Source organism: Pseudanabaena sp. PCC 9330, from assembly GCF_055795045.1.
The window spans coordinates 125225-151774 of record NZ_JAYFES010000108.1; the positions used below are offsets into that span (position 1 = coordinate 125225).

20 protein-coding genes are annotated in these 26550 nt (G+C 60.1%); 15 read left to right on the forward strand and 5 right to left on the reverse strand.

Annotation, left to right across the window (positions count from 1 at the left end; genetic code table 11):
• Window positions 1-2 precede the first annotated feature (2 nt).
• The 8 genes from AC0QKW_RS15515 (at window position 3) to AC0QKW_RS15550 (ending at window position 9185) form a co-directional block, all read left to right on the forward strand.
• Window positions 3-1589, forward strand: a complete 1587-nt coding sequence (locus AC0QKW_RS15515) for a hypothetical protein (RefSeq protein ID WP_473151982.1) — start codon at window positions 3-5, stop codon at window positions 1587-1589.
• A gap of 288 nt (window positions 1590-1877) precedes the next feature.
• The gene (locus tag AC0QKW_RS15520; protein WP_473151983.1) at window positions 1878-3086 is read left to right on the forward strand and encodes a glycosyltransferase family 4 protein; all 1209 of its coding nucleotides are present in this window, start codon (window positions 1878-1880) and stop codon (window positions 3084-3086) included.
• Window positions 3086-3790, forward strand: a complete 705-nt coding sequence (locus AC0QKW_RS15525) for a sugar transferase (RefSeq protein ID WP_473151984.1) — start codon at window positions 3086-3088, stop codon at window positions 3788-3790. The genes AC0QKW_RS15520 and AC0QKW_RS15525 overlap by 1 nt, the downstream gene beginning before the upstream one ends.
• A gap of 151 nt (window positions 3791-3941) precedes the next feature.
• A complete protein-coding gene (locus AC0QKW_RS15530; RefSeq protein WP_473151985.1) occupies window positions 3942-4664 on the forward strand; it encodes a WbqC family protein in 723 nt (240 codons plus the stop codon).
• Window positions 4665-4747: 83 nt separating this feature from the next.
• Window positions 4748-5416 (forward strand): PIG-L deacetylase family protein, encoded by a 669-nt coding sequence (locus AC0QKW_RS15535; protein ID WP_473151986.1) that lies wholly within the window; start codon window positions 4748-4750, stop codon window positions 5414-5416.
• A gap of 54 nt (window positions 5417-5470) precedes the next feature.
• Entirely contained in the window at window positions 5471-6841 is a 1371-nt protein-coding gene (locus tag AC0QKW_RS15540) for a cytochrome P450 (RefSeq protein ID WP_473151987.1), read from the forward strand.
• 94 nt (window positions 6842-6935) lie between these two features.
• Entirely contained in the window at window positions 6936-8027 is a 1092-nt protein-coding gene (locus tag AC0QKW_RS15545) for a GNAT family N-acetyltransferase (protein ID WP_473151988.1), read from the forward strand.
• Between the two features lie 3 nt (window positions 8028-8030).
• Window positions 8031-9185 (forward strand): aminotransferase class I/II-fold pyridoxal phosphate-dependent enzyme, encoded by a 1155-nt coding sequence (locus tag AC0QKW_RS15550; protein WP_473151989.1) that lies wholly within the window; start codon window positions 8031-8033, stop codon window positions 9183-9185.
• A gap of 86 nt (window positions 9186-9271) precedes the next feature.
• On the opposite strand, the gene AC0QKW_RS15555 is transcribed toward AC0QKW_RS15550, so the two are convergent.
• Window positions 9272-13270 (reverse strand): magnesium chelatase subunit H, encoded by a 3999-nt coding sequence (locus tag AC0QKW_RS15555; RefSeq protein WP_473151990.1) that lies wholly within the window; start codon window positions 13268-13270, stop codon window positions 9272-9274.
• A 541-nt stretch (window positions 13271-13811) separates the two neighbouring features.
• Between AC0QKW_RS15555 and AC0QKW_RS15560 the strand changes: the two genes are divergently transcribed.
• Window positions 13812-14465, forward strand: a complete 654-nt coding sequence (locus tag AC0QKW_RS15560) for a DUF305 domain-containing protein (protein ID WP_473151991.1) — start codon at window positions 13812-13814, stop codon at window positions 14463-14465.
• Window positions 14466-14570: 105 nt separating this feature from the next.
• On the forward strand, window positions 14571-16199 hold the full coding sequence (locus tag AC0QKW_RS15565; protein ID WP_473151992.1) for a dipeptide ABC transporter ATP-binding protein: 1629 nt from the start codon (window positions 14571-14573) through the stop codon (window positions 16197-16199).
• Window positions 16200-16346: 147 nt separating this feature from the next.
• Here AC0QKW_RS15565 and patD read toward each other — a convergent pair whose 3' ends face one another.
• Complete coding sequence (gene patD, locus AC0QKW_RS15570; RefSeq protein ID WP_473151993.1) at window positions 16347-16688, reverse strand: heterocyst frequency control protein PatD; 342 nt, start codon at window positions 16686-16688, stop codon at window positions 16347-16349.
• A gap of 490 nt (window positions 16689-17178) precedes the next feature.
• On the opposite strand from patD, the gene AC0QKW_RS15575 reads away from it, so the two are divergent.
• Window positions 17179-19464 carry a RelA/SpoT family protein gene (locus AC0QKW_RS15575; protein WP_473151994.1) on the forward strand — a complete coding sequence of 762 codons (2286 nt, stop codon included), beginning with the start codon at window positions 17179-17181 and terminating at the stop codon, window positions 19462-19464.
• Window positions 19465-19717: 253 nt separating this feature from the next.
• Here AC0QKW_RS15575 and AC0QKW_RS15580 read toward each other — a convergent pair whose 3' ends face one another.
• Entirely contained in the window at window positions 19718-19876 is a 159-nt protein-coding gene (locus AC0QKW_RS15580; protein ID WP_473151995.1) for a chlorophyll a/b-binding protein, read from the reverse strand.
• Between the two features lie 131 nt (window positions 19877-20007).
• Here AC0QKW_RS15580 and AC0QKW_RS15585 point away from each other — a divergent pair, with 131 nt between their 5' ends.
• The 3 genes from AC0QKW_RS15585 to hisH all read left to right on the forward strand — a co-directional run bounded on the left by AC0QKW_RS15585 (window position 20008) and on the right by hisH (window position 22525).
• Window positions 20008-20943: a S66 peptidase family protein gene (locus AC0QKW_RS15585; RefSeq protein WP_473151996.1), complete on the forward strand. Its 936-nt coding sequence runs from the start codon at window positions 20008-20010 to the stop codon at window positions 20941-20943.
• Window positions 20944-20965: 22 nt separating this feature from the next.
• Window positions 20966-21670 (forward strand): rhomboid family intramembrane serine protease, encoded by a 705-nt coding sequence (locus AC0QKW_RS15590; protein ID WP_473151997.1) that lies wholly within the window; start codon window positions 20966-20968, stop codon window positions 21668-21670.
• A gap of 213 nt (window positions 21671-21883) precedes the next feature.
• A complete protein-coding gene (hisH, locus tag AC0QKW_RS15595) occupies window positions 21884-22525 on the forward strand; it encodes an imidazole glycerol phosphate synthase subunit HisH (RefSeq protein ID WP_473151998.1) in 642 nt (213 codons plus the stop codon).
• Here the strand turns inward: hisH and AC0QKW_RS15600 are convergent.
• Window positions 22522-23916, reverse strand: coding sequence for an FAD-dependent oxidoreductase (locus AC0QKW_RS15600; RefSeq protein ID WP_473151999.1), 1395 nt, complete (start codon window positions 23914-23916; stop codon window positions 22522-22524). The two genes, hisH and AC0QKW_RS15600, sit on opposite strands and share 4 nt — an antisense overlap.
• Window positions 23917-24228: 312 nt before the next feature.
• On the opposite strand from AC0QKW_RS15600, the gene AC0QKW_RS15605 reads away from it, so the two are divergent.
• Window positions 24229-25845 carry a Ppx/GppA phosphatase family protein gene (locus AC0QKW_RS15605; RefSeq protein ID WP_473152000.1) on the forward strand — a complete coding sequence of 539 codons (1617 nt, stop codon included), beginning with the start codon at window positions 24229-24231 and terminating at the stop codon, window positions 25843-25845.
• On the opposite strand, the gene AC0QKW_RS15610 is transcribed toward AC0QKW_RS15605, so the two are convergent.
• The gene (locus AC0QKW_RS15610; RefSeq protein ID WP_473152001.1) at window positions 25842-26540 is read right to left on the reverse strand and encodes a hypothetical protein; all 699 of its coding nucleotides are present in this window, start codon (window positions 26538-26540) and stop codon (window positions 25842-25844) included. The two genes, AC0QKW_RS15605 and AC0QKW_RS15610, sit on opposite strands and share 4 nt — an antisense overlap.
• Window positions 26541-26550 lie beyond the last annotated feature (10 nt).

Sequence of the window (26550 nt, forward strand, 5' to 3'; positions counted from 1 at the left end):
CCATGGCCCGCCCGCCCACCCTACTGCTCAGCAGCCTGGCCGCTATCATCACCGCTGGGCTGGTCTTGTTCACCCACAGCCGCGCCCCCTCGGCTAGCCTGACGCCCCTGGCCGTTGCCGAGCGCCCCGACGGCCAGGTTGAAACCTACTACGCCGCGGGGGATGAGGCGCTAACCACCGGCCTCACCCTGCTCACCGACTATTGGACTACCCTGCTCAACGAAAATCCTGATCTGGCGCGGGGCCATGTGGACCACTACCTGCCCCCGGCGCTCAAGGCCCTGGGCTACCGACCCGCTGATGAGCTGATGGCCCAGCTAGCCGAAACCTTTTTTGCCGCTCGCGACCCGCAAACGGGGCTAATTCCCTACGCCTATGATGCCGAGCTGCCCAGCGACCCCAACGCGCCAAACAGCACCCTTACCACCGGCAATAAGCAGCCCGTGGGCCTGATCGACCGAGCCGCTGAGCTGTGTCAGTGGTTTCCGCGCGATCGCGCCCTGCAAAACCAGTGTTTAGATCTGGCCCAGAGCACCATTGACCACTTTGATGTCGTCGCCACCGCCGCCCCGCCGGGCACCCCTACGGGGCTGTGGGGCTGGGTCGATGTCTCTAGCGGCGCTGCCCCCCGCCACGCCCTCACCCTGACCCAAGACTACGGCCAAGTGGCCCTGGGCATGGCAAAGCTAGCCCAGGCCAACCCCGCTTTGCAGCCCTGGGCCGACGAAAAGCTGGCCTTCGTTTGGCAGCACCCCCAGAGCAATACCCTGCCCCTGCTCTACGAACAGTTTGTGCTCACCCAGGGGCTCGATCGCCCCGAAGAACCCTCCAGCGACACCGACACGCTGTACTTTGTGCGCCAGCTGTTTGAGCTGTGCGACCTGACCAACAGCCCCCAATACTGCGACTGGGCCATGGCCACCACCGATGTCTGGGTCGAGCGGGCCTGGGTGCCCGAGTGGGGCCACTTTATTCGCAAGCTCAACCCCGACGGCAGCCGGGCGGTCGATAGCCTCTACGGCGACGGCAAATACAACACCCTCTATATGCTGGTAGAGGCCTACCGGGTAACGGGCGATCGCGCCTACCTCGACCGCCTTCAGATCGTCTGGAACACCCTCAAAAACCTGGGGAAAAACGGCCTCGCCCCCGAGATGGTGCAGCGGGGGGCGAGGGTGGCCGACTCAGGCCTCGACCCCGAGCAGACAATTTTTCTCGATATTTTGCTGGAGGCCTACGCCGCTAGCGATGACCCCATATTTCTAAGGGCGGCTGAAGATTTGGGCGATCGCATTCTAGATCAGGGCGAATCGGTCATGCGGCTAGAGAGCGGTCAGGCCGGGGCAGCCCTGCTGAAACTGGCCCAGGCTCGGCAAGATATTGGCCGACTAGAGCTAGCGCTGCCCGCCCCTGAGACCCAGCTAACCCTACGCCACGAGGCAAAAACTCTGCTGCAAACTCAGGTACCGGGAAAAATCGCGATCGCCTATCTGCCCCAGGGCAACTACACCGTTGTCACCCAGAGCCAGGGCAATACCCACACCCTATCAGTCACACTCAGCGAATCAATCCAGATCACAGTTCCCTAGACCCTGGTACTTCTAGACCCTGGTACTTCAAGGCAGAAGACAGCAAAGGGATTCCAGAACCGGCAAGGGTTTTGCTTTGGCAGGTCGGTGGGTTACTGCCGTCGTCGAGAACTAGAGGCCTAATTTTGAGAGCCAGATTGTTGGCTTCAGTCAACCCTTCAGGGCTGGCAAAATGGCACGACTTAATCCCTAGACTTGTCTACATTAAACACAGAATTCAGCCCAGTCAGAACCAGAATAATTGCACTTATCAAGGCAATATTGCCTTGCCCAACTACGCTTTTAACAATGAAAGTTTTACATGTTTGTGCGGTGGGGGCGACCACCCAAAAGCTGTTGCGCCCCCAGATAGACTATTTGCTAAACTGCGGGCTTGAGGTCGAGGTGGCCTGCTCTCCTGATGCCAATGCCAAGGCCTTTAGCCAGCTCGGCTATGTGGTGCACCCGGTGCAAATTGACCGCGAAATTTCCCCTACAAAAAATCTCAGAAGCCTAATTCAGCTGGTGCAGCTGATGCGGCAACAGCAGTACGACCTGGTGCATGTACACACGCCCATTGCTGCGGTCCTGGGCCGCATGGCGGCCAAAATTGCTGGGGTCAAACGCATTGTTTACACCGCCCACGGCTTTCCCTTTCACGATCTGCTGTCGCCTCAGCAATATGCTAGCTACTTTGTAATTGAAAAATTTTGCGCCCAGTTTACCGATCTGATTTTGACCCAAAGCTACGAAGATTTCGTCACCGCCCAGCAAAAAAACCTCTGCCCAGCCTCCAAAGTTCGCCACCTCAATAACGGGGTTGACAGCCACAAATTTTCTCAACAGCGACTCAGCCCAGGAACTCAAGCTCACCTGCGCGAGCTCCTGGGCCTTCCTCCCGAGGCATTGGTGGTGGGCACCATTGGGCGGCTGACCCGACAAAAGGGGTTTGCCTATCTGGTGGAGGCGATCGCCCAGCTGCGGCCCCAGTTTTCTAATTTGCATCTGTTGATTATTGGTGGCGAACTCAGCACCGACCCCGAACCCTTTGAGGCCGAACTGGTAGCCCAGGTGCAGAGTCTAGGGCTGCAAGACTGCGTTACTTTTACCGGTTTTCGCGATGACATTCCAGAGCTGCTGGGGCTGGTGGATGTGTTTTGCCTGCCCACCTACTTTGGCGAGGGGCTACCCCGCTCCATTCTCGAAGCCATGGCCATGGGGTTGCCGATTGTCACCACCGATATTCGCGGCTGCCGTGAGGCGGTGATTCCTTACGAAAACGGGCTGATTGTGCCCCCGCAGCATAGCGATGCTTTGGCTGCAGCGCTAGGGAAATTGCTGGGCGATCGCGCCCTGCGGCAGCGGTTTGGTGAGGCCAGTCGCCAGCGGGTAGAAGCCATCTACGACGAGCGCTACGTGTTTGATCGCCTGGCCACCTGGTATCGAGAGCTGGGGCTGCAAATGGCGGTTCCAAGGGCCACCGCCCTGGAGCTTTCGACCCCCCATGTCCGGCATTAATGTCATTATTTCCCGAGGTGCTGCCCGTGCAAACCGATTCTAAAACCCGTTCTCTCACCGATTGGCCAAGGCTGGAGCGAGAGCATCGCCACCAGCGCCAGGGCATTCAATTTCAGCTGGCCGTGAAGCGCCTGATAGATGTGGTGCTGGCGGCGATCGGGATAGTGATGATTGCACCGCTGCTGGTGGCGATCGCGATCGCCGTGCGCCTCAGTTCTCCTGGCCCGATTTTGTTTATTCAAGAGCGCATGGGCCAGTTTGGCCAGCCCTTTTATATCTACAAATTTCGCACTATGGTCGATGGGGCTGTTCACCTGGGGGCGGGCATTAATACCTTTAAGGGCGACCCTCGCATTACCGCCGTGGGCAAGTTTTTGCGAGACTATCACCTCGATGAACTGCCCCAGCTGTTTAATGTGCTGCGCGGTGAAATGAGCCTGGTGGGGCCTCGACCTCTTTTGCTATCGGCCCTTGAAACCTATACCGCTCGACAGAAAAAGCGGTTGCTGTTGCTGCCGGGTATGACGGCCTGGGAGGCTGTTAAAGGGGGCTTAGATAACACCCTAGAAGAACGACTCGAACTCGACATTTGGTATGTCGAACGCTGGTCCCTAGCGCTAGATCTTTGGATTTTGCTGCTCACTATTCCGGTGGTGTTGCGCAAGGAGGGGGTCTACGAAAGCCAGGACGTAGAACTCTCGTGAATCTGCCGCCGGGTGGGCACTGCCCAGCCAAGATCAGCGCAGTCGTAGGTTGGGTTAGCGATAGCGTAACCCAACGCAACCATCGCTCAGACAAGCTCACCAGGCCCCAGTATTTGTCAGATCGGCCCAGCTGTTTTCTTCCTTACTTACCATGACGATTGCCGCTATTCACCAGCCCCAGTACCTGCCCTATCTCGGCTTTTTTCATAAACTGGCTCAGGCCGACTTGTTTATTGTGATGGATGATGTCGAGTTTTTGCGGCGAGGTTTGCAGCACCGCAATAAGGTCAAAACTAGCCAGGGCGATCAGTGGCTGACGGTACCGGTTTTACACCAGCAAAATCAGCGCATTCTCGATGTCAAAATCAACCCCGATACGGCCTGGAGCCGCAAGCACTGGGGCACCCTAACTACCAACTATTCGCCTGCGCCCTACTTTGATCGCTACGCTGCTGATTTGCAATACCTGTTGCAGCAGGATTGGCACAATCTCTGTGCTTTAAATATGGCGTTGATCGAGTGGGTGATGCAGCAGCTCGAGATTCATACGCCCATCATTCGGCTGTCTGAGTTATCGACCCAGGGCCACAAAAGCGAGCTGCTGATCTCGGCCTGCAAAGCGGTGGGGGCCGGCACTTACCTCTCGGGGCCAGGGGGCCGCGACTATATGGATCTGGCGCTGTTTGATGCGGCGGGGGTGAAGGTGCAGTGGCAAGAGTTTACGCCGCCCACCTATACCCAGCTCTTCCCTGAGGCGGGGTTTATTCCTAACCTGTCGATTTTGGATGTGTTGTTTTGCTGCGGCCCTGATACCCGATGGTTTTTAGAGGCTCCGGCGGTGCGATCGCGCCCCCTGGCCCTGGGTGTGGCTTAGTTTGCTGCATAGGGCATTGTCGAAGCTAAAAAGTTGTCAATATCTCCCGCCGCCCATACCCTCACTCTTCCCCAGAACCCGCTATGAGTCAGTCTGTCTTAGTAGTCGCCCCTCACCCCGATGACGAGGTCTTAGGCTGTGGCGGCACCATCGCTCGCCACGCCGACGCGGGTGATGTGGTGCATGTGCTGATTATGACCAAGGGCGACCCCGACCTCTACCCCGACGACGATCAGGCCGCCCTAGAGCAAGATATTCGCGCCGCCCACCGGGCCCTGGGGGTAGCTAGCACTACCCATCTCGATTTTCCGGCCCCTCGGCTCGACAGCCTGCCGGGCTACCAGTTGGCCAATGCCATTGGCGAGGCGATCGCCCAGGTGCAGCCCACGATTTTGTACCTGCCGCACCGGGGCGACATTCACGCCGACCACCAGCGGGTGTACCTGGCGGGGCTGGTGGCGGCGCGGCCCATCAACGACTGCCCGGTGCGCCAGGTGCTCTGCTACGAGACCCTCTCAGAGACCGAGTGGGCCTCGCCGGAGGGTGACCAGGTGTTTCGGCCCACGGTGTTTGCCGACATTACCCCCTACCTGGAGGTCAAGCTCAAGGCGATGAGCTGCTACCGCGACGAGGTCAAGCCGTTTCCGCACCCGCGATCGCTGCCAGCACTCCAGGCCCTGGCCCAGCTGCGGGGGGCCACGGTGGGCGTCGCCGCTGCCGAGGCCTTTGCCCTGGTGCGGCAAATTGTCTAGGGCCGTTTGTGCTGTTGAGTCCTATTCATCTATTTGTGAAGGATGAGCTGAGTCATGACTACCACCCTCCAACCGCTGCCGTCGCCCCGCGCCCTGGCTGAGCCCAAGGGCTACCCGGTGATTGGCCACGCCCTCGACTATCGGCTGAACCCGCTCAAGTTTTATAGCCGCTGCGCCGAGTACGGCGACTTTGTGCGGCTGCGCTTTGGCCCCCACCCGGTGTATTTCCTCAACCATCCCGATCTGATCAAAGACGTGTTTGTCACCCAGGGGTCGAGCTTTTTGGCCCGAGCTGAGGGGCGCGAGTCGCGATTTTTTGATCCGCTGTTTGGCCACGGGCTGGCGGTGAGCGAGGGCACCTTTTGGCGGCGGCAGCGGCGGCTGATGCAGCCGATTTTTCAGCGCTCCCACCTGGCGAACTACGGCGATTGGGCGGTGGCCCAGATGCGCGCCCAGCTCGACACCTGGTGCTCGGGCGACGTACTCGACATCCGCCCAGTAATCACCCGTGTGGCCCGCCAAATCATTACCAAAATTGCCTTTGGCGAGGTGGGGCTGGCCCATATCGACGGTATCGAGGCCGTGCTGAATGCGGCTCTCAAGGAGTACGACAACCGCGATCGCAACTGGCTGCTGTACCTGATGCCTGAGCATTTTCCGACCGCGACTAACCGCCTCTACCACGAGGCCACCAAGGCGATGGATCGCTGGATCTACGCGGCGATCGCCGCTGGGCGAGAGCACAACCCCGATACCGGCGACATGCTCTTCCAGCTGCTCAAGGTGCAAGACGACACCGGGGTCGGCATGAGCGATCGCGAGCTGCGCGACGAGCTGATCAACGTCATCGTTGGCCACGACACCATTCCCGATGTGTTTTGCTGGGCCTGGTGGCAGATTGCCCAAGCTCCCGACTGGGAAGCCCGCCTGGTAGAGGAATGGCAAACGGTGCTGGGGGGGCGATCGCCCAGTATGGAAGACGTTTCCCGCCTGCCTCTAACCGAGTGGACGATCAAAGAAACCCTGCGCCTGTACCCCCTGGCCTGGGTGACCGGGCGAGTGGCCACCGAAGACTGCACCATCGCCGGGCAGCCCATTCATGCGGGCGAAAATGTGGTCATGTGCCAGTGGGTCACCCACCGCGACAGCCGCTGGTTTGACGACCCCAATAGCTTTAAACCCCAGCGCTGGGCTGCCGATGTGGCCAAGCGCATTCCTCCCCAGGCCTACTATCCCTTTGGCGGTGGCCCCCGCGCCTGCATTGGCCAGGGGCTGACCATGCTAGAGGCGGTGCTGCTGCTGGCCGACATTGGTCAGCGATTTCAGCTGCGGCCCTTGCCAAACCAAACCATGGTGCCCCACCCAGGGCCGTCATTTTCGCTGCGGCCTCCTCAGGGTCTACAGGTGCAGATTTTGGCCCGGTAGACGGGGGCTGGTTTGAGCCGCCGTGCCTAGGGGCACAGCATTGTGCCCCTACGTGGACACCTGAGAGTTTAGCTAGCGTGAGGAAACCGTTTCTATGCAGCTCGATGTTTTGACCCCCGACAGCCCGCGCTGGCGATCGCTGCTCGACCACAACCCCCACGATATTTACCAGCAGCCCGGCTACCTGCTGGTAGAAGCGGCCCGCACCCACACCCTGCCTGAGGCCATGGTGGTCGAAGACCAGGGCCGGGCGCTGCTGGCCCCCTACCTGCTGCGCCACGGCGGCGATCCCGACGGCGACCCCGACGGCTGGGCGATCGCCGACCCCCTCGATGCGGTGTCGCCCTACGGCTATCCGGGGCTGCTGCTGAACCAGGCGGCGCGAGAAGATGCGGCGTTTCTCAACCGAGCGATCGCCCTACTCTGCTGGGGCCTCAAAGAAAAAGGCGTCTGCTCGGCCTTTTTTCGGCTGCACCCGTGGCTAAATGCCGACTTTCGCACGGGGGTACCCGGCTGCACCGTGATAGACCACGGCGAAACCGTAGCCATCGATCTCACCCTGCCCGAGGCGCAGCTGTGGAACCAGACCAAGTCGGGCCACCGCAACAAGATCAACCGCTGCCGCCGCCAGGGCTGGGAGGCCAAGCTGGTGCCCTGCGCCACCCACCTGCCGCTGTTTGTCGAGATCTACACCGAAACCATGGCCCGGGTGGGGGCCACCGGCACCTACTTTGAGTTTGACCAGGCCTATTTTGAGGGGCTGCACCAGGCCCTGGGCGATCGCCTGCACCTGTGCGTGGTCGAAGCCGAGGGCGAAACCGCCTCTGCCGGGCTGTATTCCGAGTCCCACGGTATGGTGCAAGCACTGTTTGGCGGCACCCGCACCGCCTTTCTAAGGCAGTCGCCCACTACTTTAGAAACCGACTGTGTGCGCCAGTGGGCCAAGGCGCGGGGCGATCGCTGGCTGCATCTGGGCGGCGGCGTAGGGGCCGCCAGAGACCCCTTATTTGAGTTTAAAGCCGGGTTTGCGTCGGGGCGGTGGCAGTTTCAAAGCCTGCGGCTGGTGAGCGACCCCGCCCAGTACCAGACCCTGGTCAACCGGCGGGCCAAGGCCCTGGGCGTTGCCCCCGACCAACTGACCCAGGGCACCTTTTTTCCTGCCTACCGCGCCACCCTAGAGGAGTAAGTCATGCCGCCTAAGCCCATTTTGCTGTCTCCCCCTCACCTGGGCGAGGCCGAGCTGGAGTACGTCAAAGAGGCCTTTGCCACCAACTGGATCGCCCCGGTCGGCCCCCACGTCGATGCCTTTGAGGCCGAATTTGGTGCGGCGGTGGGGTCGCCCCACGCGGTGGCGGTCAGCTCGGGCACGGCGGCTCTGCACCTGGCCCTGCGGCTGCTGGGGGTGGGGCCGGGGGATGAGGTGCTGTGCTCGACTCTAACCTTTGTGGCCACGGCTAACCCGATTGTCTACCAGGGGGCAACGCCGGTCTTTATCGACAGCGATCGCACCTCCTGGAATATGGATCCTAACCTGCTAGAAGCGGCACTCGAACAGAGAGCCCGGCGAGGTAAACTGCCCAAAGCCGTGGTACTGGTGCACCTCTACGGCCAGAGTGCCGACCTGGGTGCCATCGGGCAGATCTGCGATCGCTACGGCGTGCCCCTGATCGAAGATGCCGCCGAGTCGTTGGGGGCCACCTACCGGGGGCGGGCCACCGGCACTGTGGGCCGCCTGGGCATTTTTTCGTTTAACGGCAACAAAATTATCACCACCTCCGGTGGCGGCATGCTGGTCACCGCTGACCCAGATCTGGCCCGCCAGGCCAAGTTTTTGGCTACCCAGGCCCGCGACCCCGCTCCCCACTACCAGCACTCGCACCTGGGCTACAACTATCGCCTCAGCAACGTGCTGGCGGGCATTGGCCGGGGGCAGCTGGCGGTATTAGAAGAACGGGTCGCCGCCCGCCGCCGCAACTTTGCCGCCTACCACCAGGCCCTCGGCCACCTGCCGGGGATTAGCTTCATGCCCGAGGCCGCCTACGGCAGAGCCACCCGCTGGCTCACCTGCCTAACGGTGGATGAAGACGAGTTTGGCTGCGATCGCGACACCATTCGCCTGGCTCTAGAGGCCGTTCAGATCGAGTCGCGCCCGGTGTGGAAACCCCTACACCTGCAACCCCTGTTTGCGGGCTGTGAGGTGGTGGGTGGGGCCGTTGCTGCCGATCTGTTTCAGCGGGGGCTGTGTTTGCCCTCGGGCTCTAGTCTGCGCCTCGACGAGCTGGGCCGGGTGAGTTCTCTGGTGGCCCACCAGCACCAGCCTGCCTGGGCTGCCGCCGCCCTCTGACCCTAACGGTTTCATGACTGTTGCTCAGCTATAGCGAAAAGGGGCAGGCTTGCGCCTACCCCTCTCTGTTAGCTATTCGTCAGGGTCTACTCAACGCCCTCAATCCGGTCTTCGACTTCCTGGTAGAGCTCTTGCAGCTTCTCCAGATTTTCGTCGCTGGTTTCCCAGTAGCCGCGCCCGTTCACTTCCAGCAGGGTCGAAACCATGCGGCGGAAGGAGTTGGGGTTGAGATCCATCAGGCGCTTGCACATCTCCGGATCTTGAATGAAGGTGGTGTTGACATCTTCGTAGACCCAGTTGTCCACTGCACCCGCTGTGGCCGACCAGCCCATGGTGTTGACCAGGCGCTTGGAGAGTTCCCGCACCCCTTCGTAACCGTGGGAGAGCATGCCCTCGTACCACTTGGGGTTGAGCATTTTGGTACGGGCATCCAGGCGCACGGTCTCCGACAGGGTGCGCACCTGGGCGTTGGCGGTGGTGGTGTCGGCAATGTACGAGGCCGGGGCTTTGCCGTCTTCGCGCAGACTGGCTACCAGCTTGGTGGGGTCAGAGTCGAAGTAGTGCGACACGTCGGTGAGGGAGATCTCCGAGGAATCCAGGTTTTGGAAGGTGGCCTCGGCGGTCTTGAGGGCCGACTCAAATAAACCTCGGTTGCTGTCCATCACGCCGGGGTTGTCGGAGTTAAAGGCAAAGGACTTGCGCTTCAGGTACATCTCCTGGAGTTCGGCCTCGTTTTCCCAGGTGCTGTTTTCCACCGCCAGGTTGATGTTCGACGAGTACGACCCCGAGGCGTTGGAGAAAATGCGGGTAGCCGCTTCGCGCAGGCCAATCCCCATTTCCGCCGCCTGCTCCAGAGCGTGCTTGCGGACGAAGTTCATCTCCAGGGGCTCGTCAGCTTCGGCGGCCATTTTCACGGCGCGATCGAGCAGAGCCATCTGGTTAATAAACAGGTCGCGGAACACCCCAGAGCAGTTGACCACGATGTCAACGCGAGGACGACCCAGCTCTTCCAGGGACAGCAGCTCTAGCTTATTCACCCGGCCTAGGGAGTCGGGCACGGGCTTAACGCCGACAAACCACATCATCTGGGCGAGGGATTCGCCGTAGGTTTTGATGTTGTCGGTGCCCCAGAGCACGGTGGCAATGGTTTCGGGGTAGGCCCCGCCGTTTTCCTGGCGCTGGCGCTCTAGCAGGCGATCGACCACGATTTTGGCCGACTGCACCGCAGCGGTGGTGGGGATTGACTGAGGATCGAGGGCGTGGATGTTTTTGCCCGTGGGCAGCACGTCGGGGTTGCGGATGGGGTCGCCGCCGGGGCCGGGGAGAATGTATTCGCCTTCGAGGGCTTGTAGCAGCCCGCCCAGCTCGTTGTCGGCGCAGACCTGCTCCAGGCAAAACTCCAGGTATTCCATCAGGGGCTTGATGGCGTCGGCGTCTACGTTCTTGTAGCCTGACTCATGGAGAGACTTGATCCAGGGTTCCTTGCGGCCAATGTTGAAGAAATTGAGTCGAGACACCATGCTGACTCGGCCTTCGGCGTCGATCTGCTCATGGACGAGGGCGGCAACGGCGGCACGAACCCCCTGGTTGATGTCGTAGAGCAGCTGCACGTCGGCGAGGTAGCCGCGATCGCTGTTCCCGTAGATATCGTCAATATCCCGGCCAATGCTCTCAGCGATGATCCGCTGGAGGCTCTTGATGCCGTCTTCTTCGCGATCGAGGCTGCCGATATTGACCAGGGTGGCGATCGCCTCTTCAGCCGTGGGCGGCTTACCTACCACGTGCAGACCGCAGGGCAGCAGCCGCGACTCGATCTCCATCAGCTTGATGTAGATCTTGCCCACCAGGCCGTCGCGCTCCTCGTTTGACAGCTCCCCAGAGTCGCCTTCCGGCAAGGTTACATCCTTGTCGAGGTTGCAGATCCGCGCCGTTTCGATGATGGCGTTGACGATCTGTACCGCTCGACCGCTCTCTTTGTTGCCCTGGTAGGAACCGATCAGTTCGCTCAGCTCCTTCAGGCCCTTATACAGGCCCGCATTCTCGGCGGGGGGGGTGAGGTAGCTGATGGTTTCGGCGTAGCCCCGGCGCTTGGCGATCGTCGCCTCGGAGGGATTGTTGGCGGCGTAGTAGTACAGGTTGGGGATGCTGCCGATCAGGTTATCGGGGTAGCAGGTGCCCGACATGCCCATCTGCTTGCCGGGCATAAACTCTAGCGACCCGTGGGTGCCAAAGTGCAGCACCGCATCCGCGCCCCAGATTTTGTTCAAGAACGTGTAGTAGGCGGCAAAGCCGTGGTGGGGGCTGGCAGAGCGGGAGAACAGCAGCCGCATCGGGTCGCCCTCATAGCCAAAGGTGGGCTGCACGCCAATAAACACATTGCCGAAGGCCTTGCCGTAGACCAGCATGTTCTCGCCATCGGTGTTGAGGTTCCCCGGCGGTGGCCCCCAGTTTTCTTCCAGGCGCTCAGCGTAGGGGGTGAGAGCCTGGTACTCGCGCACCGGCATGCGGTAGGCGATATTTAGCTCAGGGCTAGCATACTGGGCCTGGGCGTCGTGGATCACCTCCTGGAGCAGGGCTTCGGGCGACTCGGGCAGATCCTGCACGTCGTAGCCGTTCTGCTTCATCGCCTCCAGCACTTTGTAGATCGAGCCGAATACGTCTAGGTACGCCGCCGTACCCACGTTGCCCTTGTCGGGGGGGAAGCTAAACACGGTGATCGCCAGCTTTTTGTCGAGCTTGGGCTTGCGGCGCAGGTTGGCCCACTTCATCGCCCGCTGGGTGATCGATTCGATCCGATCCTGAAGCGAAATCGCCCGACCCGTTAACCCGTCGCGGCCCGAGAGCACAATCGGCTCGATCGCCCCATCTAGCTCAGGGATCGCCATTTGCAGCGCCACCTGAATCGGGTGCAGGCCCAGGTCGCTGTCTTCCCACTCTTCGGTGGTTTGGAAGACCAGGGGCAGCGCCACCATGTAGGGGCGGTTGAGCCGCTTGAGGGTTTCGATCGCCTTAGGGTGATCTTGCCGCGCCGGGCCACCCACTAGGGCGAAGCCAGTGAGCGAGACCACCGCATCGACAATGGTCTTGCTGTTGTCTACCGGGTCAAAGAAGTAGGCATCCACAGGCTTAGAGAAATCTAGACCGCCCGCGAACACGGGGATTACCTTCGCGCCCAGATATTCAAACTCCTGCACCATGGCCACGTAGTGGGCTTCGTCGCCGGTCACCAGGTGGGTGCGTTGCAGCACCAGGCCAATAGTGGGGGCGAGGGGATCTCTGAGATCCTCCGAAATGTCGCGGCGGGAGGCGTGCCAGTTGAGGTATTCCTTAATATCCTCAAACATCTGGGGTGCCATGGGGTGCCAGATGCCCATGTCGGGGTAGGTGACGGGCTCCTCGTACTCCAGGCTTTCGGCCTGGGGGGCACCTTCAATCTGGCTATCGGTGATCACGTAGCGATCGGCCAGCATGAGAAAGAAGTTTTCCAGGTTCTCAGGCGACCCGCCCAGCCAGTACTGGAAGCTGAGCATGAAGTTGCGGGCGTCCTGGGCCTTTTCCACCGGCAGGTACTTGAGCACCGTGGGTAGGGTGCGCAGCAGCTTCAGCATGGCGTCTTGGAAGCCTGCGCCCGACTTCTCCTTCCGCTTTTTCATGAAGGAGGCGATCATGCTCTTCGACTGGCCGAGCTGGGCCATGGAGAAGCTGCCCATCTTATTGAGGCGCATCACCTGGGGCATGGAGGGGAAGCACACGGCCACATCGAGCTGGTCGCGCACCGGGGCAACGGCCTCGACCACCTTATCGGCCAGGTCTTCGATGAAGATCAGCGAGGCGATGAAGACGTTGGCCTCGGCCACATCGCGCTTGAATGCCTCATAGTTGCTGGCGTCGCGCAGTTCTTCGATCAGGTAGCCGCTCACCTCAAAGGCAACCTGGGAATTGCTGGCATTGATCGACCGGATGGCGGACGACAGAGAGCTCTGGTATTGAGGCTCTAAAACCACATAGACCACCTTAACCAGACGCCGCCCGTTGAGGTCATCGGGGGCAATGTGGCGCACAGTGGGCTTGACGTGGGTGAACATGCAGTAAGACTCCTTTCGTGGGCTGGGGTGGGGGGACTTCGACCGGGAGATCGAGCCATGAGCGATTGAGCCGACCCGCGGACAAACACTCTCAGACTTTACAGGAAATATTTCGTAACGAAAGCAAAATCGAATGTGTCTTTCATGTTTGTACCAGAAAACCTTATTCAATAAGGCTTAGGGGGTTTAGGTGACACAATTTGCAATAAATTAGGGTCAACTTTGCTTACAAAACTTACAATAGTCTGCGATCGCCCCTCTCATTTTCGTAACAAAACATTAAATAAAATCTGGTCAGAGTAAATTGGTTTGATGGGTTGGATCCGTCAGCCCCGGGGCGCTGAGCGTCGCCCCGGGGCTCATGGTGCTGGAAAGCCAAGATCCGGAGTTTTTCAAAAACCCCAGATCTTTTTGGGGTGGAGACTTTCCGCAGCTGAGGGAGATGGCTTAGATAGGGCTGGCGAGGGGCGATCGCATCCCTTGACCCTCTAGCCGGCTGGAATATGTACGCTAGATTTGTAACGCCTTTAGGAGATGGACTATGCGACTGAATCGGCCCCTGGCAACAATGCTAGCCCTGGCGACCTTGATGCCTTTGGCTGCCTGCGGAAATCGGTCGATGGAGGCTATGCACGACGGTCACGCGGTTACCGCTGTGGCTGACGGTGACATGCCGCACGGCGGTCACGCGATGGATCTTGGCCCCGCCGATGCCACCTACGACCTGCGCTTTATCGATGGCATGATTCCCCACCACGAGGGGGCGCTGGTGATGGCCGAGGCGGCGCTAGAAAATTCTCAACGGCCCGAAATTCGCCAGCTGGCAGAAGACATCATTGCGGCCCAGCAGGTAGAGATTGCGCAGATGGAAGCGTGGCGGGCTGAGTGGTACCCCAACGCCCCCGCCGAGCCGATGATGTACCACGCCGAAATGCAGCACGATATGGCGATGAGCAAAGAGATGATCGCCGCCATGCGCATGGATATGGATCTGGGCGGGGCTGACGAAGAGTTTGACCGGCGCTTTATTGACGCAATGATTCCCCACCATGTGGGGGCGGTGGAGATGGCGGAGGATTTGCAGAGCAAGAGCACACGCCCCGAGCTGCTCACTCTGGCCGATGAGATCATCGCCTCCCAGCAGGCCGAGATCGACCAGATGGAAGCTTGGCGGCAAGAGTGGTACGGGCAATAGGGTCTATCTGCCCCAGGGAAACCCTACTTTGCTCGGTGTCTTGTCGTAGACTCCTGGTAGTCTTGTTCCCTTGGGGCTGCTAGCCCTTCACTGTTGTAGGCATCCATGACAGAGTCTCTGTTGTCTCTCGAAAGCTTTTGTGTCACCTACCCCGGCCAAGATCGGCGGGCGGTCGATCGCCTCTCCCTAGCCATATCAGCGGGAGAAAAACTCGGCCTGGTGGGGGAGTCGGGCTGCGGCAAAAGCACCCTGGGGCGGGCGGCGCTACGGCTGCTGCCCCAGGAGACGGAGCTGCAAGGGCGGGTGTGGTTTAACGGTGAGTCGGTGCTCGACTTTAGCCCCCGGCGGCTGCGGCAGTTTCGGGGTGAGGCGATCGCCCTGGTGTTTCAAGACCCGATGACGCGGCTCAACCCGCTGATGACCATTGGCGATCACTGTATTGAGACCCTGCGCGCCCACCGTTCTGAGATTTCCCAGGCCGAGGCCAAGGATCGGGCGATCGCCGTCCTAGAAACGGTCAACATTCCCGCCAGCCGGTTTGACCAGTACCCCCACGAGTTTAGCGGCGGCATGCGCCAGCGGGTGGCGATCGCCCTGGCGATGATTTTAGAACCCCTGCTGATCGTGGCCGACGAGCCGACGACCAGTTTAGATGTCACTGTATCGGCCCAAATTCTCGACGAGCTGACCCGCCTGTGCGATCAGACCGGTACTGCTCTGGTGCTGATCTCCCACGATCTGTCGCTGGTGGCCGAGTACTGCGATCGCGTGGCGGTCATGTACGAGGGCCGCGTGGTCGAAGAGGGCCGCGCCGCCACGGTGCTGCAAAACCCTCAGGACGACTACACGCGATCGCTGGTAGAGAGCGCCCTACAGCTTCAGCAGTCGGAAGGGCTAGCCTACACCGCTACCCCCGCCGGGCCGATTCTTAGTCTGCGAAATGTGCAGCAATACTACACCCTAGAGACTAACCCCCTGGCCGGGCTGCTGGGAGGGCCAGAGGCGAAGGTGATCAAAGCGGTAGATGGGCTCTCTTTCGACATCTACCCTGGCGAGGTGGTGGGGCTGGTGGGCGAGTCGGGCTGCGGCAAAAGCACCCTGTCGCGCACTATTTTGCAGCTGATCAAGCCCACGGCGGGCCAGGTGATGTTTGACGGCACCGACCTCACCACCCTCTCCCGCGAAGCCATGCGACAGCAGCGGCGGCAGCTGCAAATGGTGTTTCAAGACCCCCACGCCTGTCTCAACCCGATGATGGCCGTGGGCCGAGGCATCGCTGATCCGCTAATTATCCACAGGCTGGCCACTAAGGCCGAGGCCGAGAAGCAGGCCCACGACATGCTGGCCCGAGTCAGCCTGACGCCCACCCATGACTACTTCCACCGCTTCCCTGGCGATCTGTCCGGTGGGCAGCAGCAGCGGGTGGCGATCGCCCGCGCCCTGATCACCAAGCCTCAGCTCGTGATCTGCGACGAGCCGGTGAGCATGCTCGACGCCACGGTGCAAACCCAGGTACTAGAGCTGATGGTGGCCCTAAAAGAAGAATTCAACCTCACCTATCTGTTTATTACCCACGATCTCTGGGTAGCCCGGTTTATGTGCGATCGCATTGCCGTCATGCAGGCGGGCAAAATTGTCGAACTGGCCCCCACCAAAACCCTGTTTGAATCGCCCCAACATCCCTACACCCAAACCCTGCTGCAAGCCGCCCCGGTGCTGGCTAAAGGAGCCTAGATTTGCTGTTTCGGCGGGCACGAGCGTTGAAAGTTGGGCAGTCGGAAGGGTTTAACGCGCCAACCTTCAAACCCTCAAATCAGCCATCCAACCCCTGAAATCGGCTTCTCGCCCAACCGATCATTCATACCGATCATCAATTTAGTGCTACACCTCCGCCTCTAAACCCTGGATTAGCGCCTCACAGAACCCCAGCAGCTGCTCTAGCTTTTCTCTCATCTGGCGCTGGCGCTGCTGGGTCGTCAGCGACTGGCGGGCCGCCTGTAAAAAAGCCACATCCATGGCCAGCAGCCGCAAACCACGATTCATCTCGGTGAGCACTGGCTGCACGGCAGGGTAGGGCTCACCCAGGGGCAAAATCTGGTGCTGAAAGTGCTGCTGGGCCAGCAAAAATTGCTCTTGCAGGCGGCGACCGTCGGGCTGGGGAGCGCTGGCGAGGGTGTCCAGCGCTTGGAGGTGCAATCGCAGGGTTTCTGGAGCAGGGTTCATTAGATCGATCGGCCATCTAGAACAGTGATTTTTTCAGTGGAATGGCGTTTTACTGTAACCAAAGACAAATAACCAATTCCCCCTGGAGGGGACAAATGTTAAGATTAATACATAACTCTCTACCAGCTCGAAGCAAGCCATAAGCATTTGTTGCGGCTTGGCTAAAAAACATCAGGTTTCTCAGAGATATGGTGTAGGTTATTGCTATCTCAAGGTGTCGAGCGACTGGCCCAGCCAGGCTAACTATTGCCGCCCCATGCCAAGTTATCCAGGGCAGAACATTTGTATGAGTTTTGCCAGGATTACTAACAGCTACACCCTATGCATCGGTCTAGCGGTCATCTTTAGCTATTGGTCAGCCACCGCTGTTCTGAGTTAGCAATTACTTTTTTTGATCTACCTATAAACCTAAGTGCAGTGTTTAGAGCTTCACCTTTAATTCTAGATTCTCCTCATTAAACTCCTCTCCCTGATAGGTCACCGGCATCCTATGACTGCAACAGTTCATCCCCCCCTACCCGATGACTGCACCCTGCCCAGTTGGCTGCAAACCTGCGTGCTGGCCCATCACGATGACAGCCACGATGACCATGCCCAAGACCCCGAAGACAAATCGAACAACCTGCTAGTCTGCCAGGCCTTTGAGTTTGCCTACACCCTGCACAAAGGCCAGTATCGCGCCTCGGGCGAGCCCTACATTTGCCACCCCATCGCCGTAGCTGGCCTGCTGCGCGATCTGGGGGGCGACAGCGCCATGATTGCTTCGGGCTTTCTCCACGACATTGTCGAAGACACCGACATTACCCCCGAAGAAATTGAGAGTCACTTTGGCGATGAGGTGCGCCAGTTAGTCGAGGGGGTTACCAAACTTTCAAAGTTTAACTTTGAAAGCAAAACCGAGCGCCAGGCCGAAAACTTTCGCCGCATGTTTTTGGCCATGGCCCAAGACATTCGCGTGATTGTGGTGAAGCTGGCCGATCGCCTCCACAACATGCGCACCCTAGAGCACCTCAGCGACGAAAAACGCCGCCGCATTGCCCGCGAAACCATGGAGATCTTTGCCCCCCTGGCCAACCGTCTGGGGATCGGCCGCTTCAAGTGGGAATTGGAAGATCTCTCCTTTAAGTATCTAGAGCCCGACGCCTACCGGCAGATGCAGCAGCACGTCACCGAAAAGCGGGCCGATCGCGAGGCACGGCTGGTGCAGGTGGCAGAAACCCTGCGCGATCGCATGCACCAGGCCGACATTCAGGTGGTCGATGTCAGCAGTCGGCCCAAACACCTGTACGGCATCTACCGCAAAATGGAGCGGCAGCAAAAAGATTTCACCCAGATCTACGATATCGCCGCCATTCGCCTGATCGTCGGCACCCACGAAGAGTGCTACCGCGCTCTGGCGATCGCCCACGATGCCTTTCGCCCCATTCCTGGTCGCTTCAAAGACTACATTGGCCTGCCCAAGCCCAACCGCTACCAGTCGCTCCACACGGTGGTGATCGGCCCCAAGGGCAAGCCTATTGAGGTGCAGATTCGCACCCTTGAGATGCACCACATCGCCGAGTACGGCATCGCCGCCCACTGGAAATATAAGGAAGCTGGCTCCTCGTCTAATACCCGCATCAACGCCGACGACGAAAAATTTACCTGGCTGAGGCAGCTGCTGGAGTGGCAAAACGACCTCAAAGACGCCAAAGAATTTCTCGAAAACGTCAAGGGCAATCTGTTTGACGAAGATGTCTACGTCTTCACCCCCGACGGCGACGTGGTGCCCCTGAGCCGGGGGGCAACGTCCGTCGATTTTGCCTACCGCATTCACACCGAGGTGGGCAACCACTGCGCCGGGGCCAGGGTGAATGGCCGCATTGTCACCCTCGGCACGCCGCTAGAAAACGGCGATATCGTTGAAATCATCACCCAAAAGAATAGCCACCCCAGCCTCGACTGGCTAAATTTTGTCGTCACTCCCAGCGCCCGCAACCGCATTCGCCAGTGGTATAAGCGATCGCACCGCGACGAAAACATCGCCCGAGGTCGCGACATGCTCGAAAAAGAGCTGGGCCGCAGCGGCTTTGACGCCCTGCTCAAGTCTGAGCCAGCTCAGCTCGCTGCCGAGCGCTGCAACTACCAGAGTGTCGACGACTTTTTGGCCGGGCTTGGCTACGGCGAGGTTACCCTCAACCTATTTGTCAACCGCCTGCGGGAAGCGGTCAAGGCTAAGCAACCCCTGGAGTCGATCTCTTCGGAGGCGTCGTTAGAAGACTCTGAAAAGGTTTTGGCCGGGGCTGTTACCCCCCCCCATCGCCATCGCCAGACCCCCTCAAAGGATCCAATCTTGGGTATTGAGGGGCTAGTGCACCACATTGCGGGCTGCTGTAACCCGCTGCCCGGTGAGCCCATTATTGGCAGCGTATCCCTGGGCAGCCGAGGCATTGCCATCCACCGCCAGGGCTGCTCCAATCTGGCCGACATACCGGGCGATCGCATTATCCCCGTCACCTGGAACTGTGCCGAGCACAGCGCCTCTCGTCAAACTTACCCGGTCGAGGTGCGCATCATGGTGATCGACCGGGTGGGCGTGCTCAAAGACATTCTCTCCCACCTGTCAGACCTGCAAATCAACGTCCACAAGGCCCAAGTCAAGACATTTCCTGGTCAAACCGCCGAGATTGACCTGGGGATCGATGTCAAAGATCACGCTCACCTCGATCAAACCTTTGGCCAAATTCGCAAAATGACTGATGTGCTCAAAATTCGCCGCCTCAGTCAGGGGGGCTGAGCTGCCGGTTTTGAGGGCATACGCTGTGATCCCCCCAGTTTCAACCGATTAGAATTCTTCAATAGAGCCCCCCTTGAGAAAGGGGGGGAATTTTCTTTAGTTAAGAAAACCCAAATCCCCTTTTCCAAGGAGGTTTGGGAGGATGGAACGAGAGCAATTCCGCCGAGATGCCTTTTTGTAGACACGGTAGCCCGCTCTGGGAGAGGGCTTTAGGGTGAGCTAGGGCTTTGAGCTGCAACGATAACGGGTGGCCCTAAACCAGATTGAGAAAATGCAGCACGCCCTGGCCACTGAGCAGCTCGATCACCACTGCAAAGGCAAAGCCGAGCATTGCCAGCCGTCCGTTTAGGCTTTCGGCTGCGGGGGTAAAGCCCCACTCACGGGGCTCGGTGGAAGGAGACGATTTTGTCATGGGTCAACTCTGTTTTGTAACGTTTTGTTAAGTATAGCAATCACCCCCCAGGTAAGATGGTCTAGAAAGCGGCCCTAGAGCCGCCCTAGGGCCAGCCTGTTGAAGTGCGTTTGTAGAGAGGGGTCTAAGGAGTGAGTCAACCCAGCAGTGCCACTGGTCTACGCTACCCGCCACCACTCCAGTCGGGCGATCGCCTGCGGGCGATCGCTCCTAGCGGTGCCCTGCGGGAGCTAGAGAGCTTTAACCAGGGGCTAGAGGTGTGGCGCAGCTGGGGGTTTACCGTCGATGTCAGCCCAGGGGTGGGCGAACAGTGGGGTTACCTGGCCGGATCCGACGACCACCGGCGGCAGCAGTTGGGCCATGCCCTAGCCGACCCCACCTATAAAGGCATTCTCTGCGCCCGGGGAGGCTACGGCGGCACCCGCCTGCTAGAGGGTTGGCACTGGCCCAGCCACCTGCCACCGAAGTGGGTGGTGGGCTTTTCAGATATCACCAGCCTGTTGTGGAGCCTGGGTAAACAAGGTGTTGTCGGCGTTCATGGGCCGTTGCTGACCACCCTGGCGGCAGAGCCCGACTGGTCGCAACAGCGGCTCAAGGCTCTGGTCATGGGCCATGGGATTTCCCCTCTGCGGGGAGAGGGCTGGGGTCAGGGTAGTGCTGCGGGGCGGCTGTGGCCCGCCAACCTGACGGTGGCAACGCACCTGCTGGGCACCGCCCATGAGCCTGATCTCAAGGGCGCTATTCTCGCCTTTGAAGATGTCACCGAGGCTCCCTACCGAATCGATCGCATGCTCACCCACTGGCGCATGTTGGGAAAATTTGAGGGTGTGAAAGGCATTGCCCTGGGTCGGTTTAGCCGCTGCGAGCCACCCGCTGGAGGGCCGAGTTTTGAGGTGGCGGCGGTGCTGCGCGATCGCTTGGGAGATCTAGGCTTACCGGTGGTGTCTGAGCTGCCCTTTGGCCATGACGGCGACAACGCAGCGCTGCCCGTAGGGGCCATGACCCGTCTAGATAGCACCAGCGGCACCCTCGAAATTCTGCCGAATGTGGCGACCTCTCTACAATAGAGGCTTGCGTTAGGTATAGGCCGTGGTTCCCCTCCGTGACGACAACCCCACCAGCATTACCCCTGTGGTTACCTACGGGCTGATCGGGCTAAACATTGCAATGTTTTTATTTCAACTCAACCTGTCGCGGCAGGGGCTAGACAATTTTTTTGATGCCTGGGCGCTGGTGCCAGCCCAGCTCAGCGAGAGCTTTAGAGGCGCGATGCAAGCCCCCGCCTACGAGTGGGTTACCCTGGTGTCGTCCCAGTTTTTGCACGGCGGCTTTTTTCACATTGGGGGCAACCTACTCTACCTCTGGGTATTTGGCAACAACATTGAAGATCATCTGGGGCACCTGCGGTTTTTGATTTTTTACCTGGGTTGTGGGGTGCTGGCAGGCCTGACCCAGTGGGTGTTTGACCCCGCCTCCACGGTGCCGACCATTGGGGCCAGTGGGGCGATCGCCGGGGTGATGGGGGCCTATATTCTCCGCTTCCCTCGAGCCCATATTGTCACCCTGATTCCGCTGATTATCTTCTTTACCACTGTTCGCATTCCCGCCATTTTCTTTTTGGGGTTTTGGTTTGTGCAGCAGGCGCTCTTTAGCCTGGCCAGCCTCAGCAGCGAGGTAAATCTGGGCGCTGGCGGGGTCGCCTACTGGGCCCACTCCGGCGGGTTTGTCTTTGGTCTGGTGTTGGGGCCACTGCTGGGGCTCATGGGGCCTAAGTCTCGCTCGCGGCGACGCTAGGGCCTGGCCAGCAAATCAGCTACTGCCGTAGGCAGCTGGGTACACCGTTAAGCTGCGCATCCCTAGCAGCAAAGCCCTCTGCTCTCTAAGATACGCAATCGTAGCAACGCCATGGCCATCACCATATCTACAAGCCAAAATCTAGCTGGGGCCGCTAGGTACGATAGAGTGTAAATCTCCCCGCCCAAGCAGAGTAAAGATTCAGGAGCAGGTATGGCGACTATTGCCGTGATTGACTACGACATGGGCAATTTGCACTCGGCCTGCAAGGGGCTGGCGCTGGCGGGGGCGACGCCGCACATTACCCAGTCAGTGGCCGATCTAGAGGCTGCCGATGCCCTGGTGCTGCCGGGAGACGGGGCCTTTGACCCAGCCATGCGACACCTACGTCAGACGGGTCTGGTGGAGCCGATCAGGCGAGAAATTGCGGCGGGTAAACCCTTTTTGGGCATCTGCCTGGGGCTACAGCTGCTGTTTGAGGGCAGCGATGAGGGCAGCGAGGCCGGGCTGGGCATCATTCCGGGCCGCATTCGCAAGTTTAAGCCCGAGCCGGGCATTACCATTCCCCATATGGGTTGGAACCAGCTGAGTCTGACTCAGCCCCATTGCCCTCTGTGGCAGGGGGTGACCGAGGGCGACTGGGTCTATTTTGTGCATTCCTACTACGCCGACCCGGCTGACCCAGGGGTGAATGCGGCCACGGTGACCCATGGTACCCAGACCGTGACGGCGGCGATCGCCCGAGATAATGTGATGGCCATGCAGTACCACCCCGAAAAGTCGGCCCCCGCTGGGTTGGTGATGCTGTCTAATTTTGTTGCCCTGGTCAGCGATCGCCGCCCGGCGGTGGTCTAGGAGCGAGGGCGCGATCGCCGCCAGTTAAACCAGTTTTCGGCCCAGTCGCGGCGCCAGGTGCCCGGCTGCCAGCGCTGCCTCTGCCATTCATCTACCAGCATGGGCAGCAGGGTGGCCAGGCTGTGGGGCAGAGCAGACAGCCGCTCAATCTGCTGGAGAGGAATCTGCTGGTGCACCGCCAGGGCGACGACCTGTATCAGCTCGCTGGCACCGGGGCCGCAGATCTGGGCTCCCAGCAGTTGCCCATTGCGGTGCACCAGCCAGCGACAAAAGCCGGTAATGTCGTCACCCCAGTGAGCTTTGAGCACATGGCCAAAGGGCACCTGCACCACGGCGGCCTCGCTGCCGTACCAGCGCCGAGCCTGGGCAGCCGTCAGACCCAGGCGGGTAAAGGCTGGACTGGTGTAGAGCTGGGCCGGACGGTTGAGCCAGGAGAACTGCCGCCAGGGCAGGTAGAGAGCATTGTGCAGGGCCAGGGCGACATCGCTGTGGTCGGTGGCGTCGGCCCAGTAGCCGCCCAGGGCGGGGCCGCAGGCAAAGACGCGGGGGTGGGCAGTACCCAGGCGATCGTCTACCGGTAGGGCCGTGGCTCGACCATGTACCCGCCGGGGGTAAATGCCCAGGCTCCCCAAGTTGAGGCCTTCGACTTCGGCTTCAGGGGCTGTGGCAACGATCAGCACCGCCCCTGTCAACACCGAGCCGTCGGCCAGGGTTAGCGTATAGCAATCCTGGTGGGCGATCGCTTCAATCTGGGCACCCAGGCACAGGGTGACCCCGGCGGCCTCCAGCAGAGCGGCGATAAAAGCGGACATATCGGTGTCTTCGGTGGGTAGTAAAGAGTCACCTCGGCTCACTAGGGTGGTTTGGGTGCCCCGCTGGGCCAGGGCTTGGGCCAGGGCGATCGCACCGCCGCTGCGCCCTAGCACCAGGGCCGACTCCGGCAGGGTATCGAGATCTGACAGGGTATCGAGAGTGAGGTACGGGGTTGCCGCCAGCCCTGGAATCTCGGGCACAGTGAACTGAGTGCCGGGGGCGAGCAGGTAGCGGCGCGATCGCAGCTGGCGGCTGGCGGTGACCACTGCCAGCCGGGGCCGGAGGCTAAACTGCCCGGCCTCGGCCACCACATCGACGCCGCCGCTGGCCAGGTAGTCGAGATGCAAGTGGGGATAGGCGATCGCCTCCAGGGCGACAATGCGCTCCTGGAGTTGGCTCCAGCTAAAAGCTGCGGCTTGGGCCAACCCGGCGATCAGCAACTGACGGCGCAGCTGGCGATCGATGGCTCCCGGCGGCTCTACTAGGGCGATGCGGGCACCCTCTCGGGCAGCCAGAGCGGCGGCAACGCGGCCCTGCACAGTGCCGCCCAAAATTACCCCATCGTAGTCAACGGTCATGGCCTGTCCAGCGCTTGTCCTCACTGAGTGTAGCGGCTGAAGCAGAGAGAAAACCCAGCGGTTTAGCCTCGGGCGGCTCTCGGCCCAAAAACTATAGCGATGATGCTTGGCGAGACTGGGGATAGCACCATGGCCTGTAGCCATTGCTACAGGCCATGGTGGACTGTTCTAAGGGGTGTGACGGCGGCTATAGCGTGAATAAAGTTTTTCCACGGCGCCGATGGGTTGGGTCTAGACAGGTAAGATTTGAAACAGAGCAGCAAGGCCTTGAATGGCAGCTCCCTTTCTCTAGCCCCGGCGATGAGCCTTCCCATGACCGATTTCTCAGCCTTTGCCCCACCCGAAATTACCAGCGATCGCATTTTGGCCGCCATCGACGTGGGCACCAACTCCATCCACATGGTGGTGGTCAAAATTCAGCCCGACCTGCCCGCCTTTAGCATTGTCGATCGCGAAAAAGAGACCGTTCGCCTGGGCGACTTCAACGAAAAAACCGGCGGCCTGTCGGAGGCTGCCATGGAGCGAGCCATCAACGCCCTGAAGCGCTGCTGTGCGATCGCCACCAGTCTCAAAGCTGAAGACGTAATCGCCGTCGCCACCAGCGCCGTGCGGGAAGCCAGCAACGGCAAAGACTTTATCGATCGGGTCTATCGAGAAGTCGGCCTCGCCATCAACCTCATCTCTGGCACCGAAGAGGCCCGCCGCATCTACCTCGGCGTGCTCTCGGGCATGGAATTTAACGGCAAGCCCCACGCCATTATTGACATTGGCGGCGGCTCCACCGAGCTGATTTTGGGCACCGGCGAACCCCACCGCTTTCTCAGCAGTACCAAGGTGGGGGCGGTACGGCTCACAGCTCAGATGGTCTCCACCGACCCGATCTCAGACGCTGAGTTCACCGCCCTGCGGGCCTACGTGCGGGGCATGCTAGAGTCCAACACCACCGGGCTGAAGCAGCACCTCCAGCCCGAAGAGCCCATGCAGCTGATGGGCACCTCGGGCACCATCGAGTGTCTGGCGGCCCAGATCGCCACCGACCGCCTAGGGCTGGTGCCCGACCCGCTAAACGGCTTTCGGATGAGCTATGAAGACATCTCTCGCCTAGTGGAGAAGCTGCGGCAGGCGACCTATGCCCAGCGGCTAGACATGCCAGATATGTCGCCCCGACGAGCCGAGATCATTGTCGCTGGGGCGGTGATTTTACACGAGGCCATGGGCCTGCTCAAAGCCGAACACATCACCATTTGCGAGCGAGCCCTGCGGGAAGGAGTGGTCGTCGACTGGATGCTCACCCACGGTCTGATCGAAGACCGGATGCAGTTTCAGAAGTCAGTCCGCCAGCGCAATATTCTCAAAACCGCCAAAAAATACAAAGTGCACCTTGAGCGCTCCCAGCGGGTGGCCCAGTTTGCCATCGATTTGTTTGACCAGACCCACAGCAGCCTGCACAGCTGGGGCAACCTGGAGAAAGAGCTGCTCTGGGCCGCCGCTATTCTCCACAACAGCGGCCACTTCATCAGCCACTCCTCCCACCACAAGCATTCCTACTACCTGATTCGCCACGGTGAGCTGTTGGGCTATACCGAAACTGAGCTAGAGGTGATTGCCAACATTGCCCGCTACCACCGCAAGAGCGCGCCGAAGAAAAAGCATGAAAACTACAGCAACCTGCCCACCCGCTACCATCGCCAGATGATTACCCAGCTGAGCGCCCTGCTGCGTCTGGCCGTGGCCCTCGATCGCCGGGGCATTGGCGCGGTCAAGAGCATCCACTGCCACTTTGACGCCGACGCCCACCAGCTGAATATGGAGGTCAAAGCCGCCAACCCCAACGACGACTGCGCCTCAGAACTGTGGAATTTAGACTACAAAAAAGACTACTTTGAAGGCGTGTTTGAAGTGAAACTGGTAGCCCGTCTGGTGAGTTAGGGGTTGCGGTTGGTTTCCTGCGGCGATCGCTGGGCAGGCCGCTCAGCAAGTTCGGTTTCGGCTGCCGGAAAGGGGGCTGAGTCGGCCTCTAGGGGCATCGGGCTGAGGTGGTCGTCAAGGGGGCGATCGCCATCGGCCGACGAGGGCTCTAGGGTAAAGCTCCTAGTCTCTGCGTCGCGGTGCCTCTGATCGTTGAGAACCGATCGAGAATGCGGCGGGAGATGGCTCTGATTCTCTTTTAGATCCAATCGCGCTTCGGGTTCATCGAGTGCGTCAGCGCGGGCAAGCGCCTTGCCTGGGGGAGAAGGCCGTCGCCCAGCCCTCGGCGGCTCGTCAGTAGTCAGGGCGCGCCAAGCCGCTCTGGCCCCGGCAAACAGGCTCTTGGTGCCAGTATTGAGACGCTTGACCCCCGTCTGGGCTGAGGTCAGACTCTGGTTGACTTGCTGTACCACCTGGCCAGCGCTCTGCACCCCTTCGGTGACATCGTCGGTCAGCTCAGTGATCTCTAGCCCGGTCAGGCGAATGGCCTCTAGGGTAGGGGGCAGCTCGCGCCCCAGGGTGTCAAACAGCTTTTCGGCGCTGCGGGCCGCTCGGCCCAGCTCCCGCAGGGCAGGAATGGCCACCATCAGCACCGCCGTCAGGCTGATGACGACTAACAAAAACGACAGAGCTAGCCAGAACAGCGGATCGACCAAAGAAAATGCT